The 1,650-nt window shown below is 44.8% G+C and carries 1 protein-coding gene; it reads left to right on the top strand.

Going from position 1 to position 1,650, the window contains the following annotated elements; genetic code table 11:
• Positions 1-553 precede the first annotated feature (553 nt).
• Complete coding sequence (locus OOJ60_RS24455; RefSeq protein WP_129319083.1) at positions 554-1,063, top strand: helix-turn-helix domain-containing protein; 510 nt, start codon at positions 554-556, stop codon at positions 1,061-1,063.
• The last annotated feature ends 587 nt before the right edge of the window (positions 1,064-1,650 follow it).

A 1,650-nucleotide genomic window follows, 5' to 3' on the forward strand; every position in this document is an offset into this window, starting at 1 on the left:
CCAGCACGACTGATTCAGTAGTGCCCGCCGCAGCCTCACGGCCGGAGCGTAGCGACCGAGTGAGCGAGGAGGCACCAGATCATCAGAACTTGTAGGTTCTGCTTACGCTCTGAAGCCAAATACAACATAGCCAGTATACACTCCGCTAGCGCTACGTGACTGGTTCAGGGCTGCGCCCCGAAACCCCTAAAAACCGTCAGTCATGGTGATGGCTCACGATGCGAGCCATCACCAGATACAAGGTTCAATGGGCATTTTGATCGTCAAGGTCAAGCCGCTAAAGCGGTCGCCTATGGCGAACCCTGACCCTCAAAATGCCCGACCGGAGGGAGGGAGCTACCTTGAACTTCAGTGTTGTCTGTTGGTTTTCATAGAAGAGAATAGAGATAAATAACAAGTAATTGATTTTTATAAGATTGATTTTTTCTGATAGGACACAGCTGGTGTCCGCACGTGAGGACACAGCTGGTGTCCGCATGTGGCTGGACATAGGACATCTAGCGTCCTATGATGGGACAAAAATGTCCTATCAAAAAGACACCGAGGGATAAAGATGATCGTAGCTTCAGAACATCAAGCAAAGCTAAGGCAGAAAGAAATACAGGAAATCGACAGGAGGGCGTCTAAAGAGCACGAGGAGGCGAAAAAGAATAGCAACTTCACCCAGACATACCCAAAGGGCTGGCAACGCATTAGAGAGCTTGTGAGAGACAAACAGGGTGCTGCCGCTATAGGTCTTTACTCATTTTTCGCTGAACACATAGATCCTACATGCGGTGCAGTGGTCTGCGACCAGCAATTTTTAGCTAATCAGATGGGTGTTTCTACTCGGACAATTCGTCGTTGGTTAGATTATTTGGAGGAGAAGGGTGCCCTGGTAAGAATACCAGTTGCTGGAAAGGTATGTGCTTACGCCTTAGACCCTCACGAAGTCTGGAAGGGATATAACACATCAAAAGACTACTCAGCCTTTGTTACCAAGACGTTAGTGAACAAAGATGGAGAAATAAAACGCCGAATAATGGCTATGTTTTCTGGAGAGGAGAGCTGTCAAGAGCAGTAGCGAAGCGACTCTTGACGGCTCGGAACGACCCCTGCCGATCAAAAAGATCTTGATTTATAAAATAAATAAAACAATTAAAAACAACAACTTAAAATAAAAACAAAACCACTCGCAAATATATTTATATTTATATTAAATATATTTGCTTTTCCTATTTTTTAAATATTATTATTCCATTCCAGCAATGGAATAATAATAAAAATAGGAGAATGAAATGAAGATTAAAATAAAAATAAATAGATTATGCTTAATATTAATATGCGCAGGTTTGTTACGCGGCGACAGTAATAATGAAAGAAAGTATAACCATTATCCGGAACCGGTTAATATAATAAAAAAACAAAAACCGCTTACCAAGTGCAAGGCGGCGCCACGCGCCACCTCGCACCAGGGATAGTTTACCCAACAGTGCGCCGTCAATGATAAATAAACTCGCAAGCTCGTCATTGACGGTATCAAGCCAGCACGACTGATTCAGTAGTGCCCGCCGCAGCCTCACGGCCGGAGCGTAGCGACCGAGTGAGCGAGGAGGCACCAGATCATCAGAACTTGTAGGTTCTGCTTACGCTCTGAAGCCAAATACAACA

This window comes from Citrobacter sp. R4 (assembly GCF_026719175.1).
Lineage (GTDB): Bacteria > Pseudomonadota > Gammaproteobacteria > Enterobacterales > Enterobacteriaceae > Citrobacter_A > Citrobacter_A sedlakii.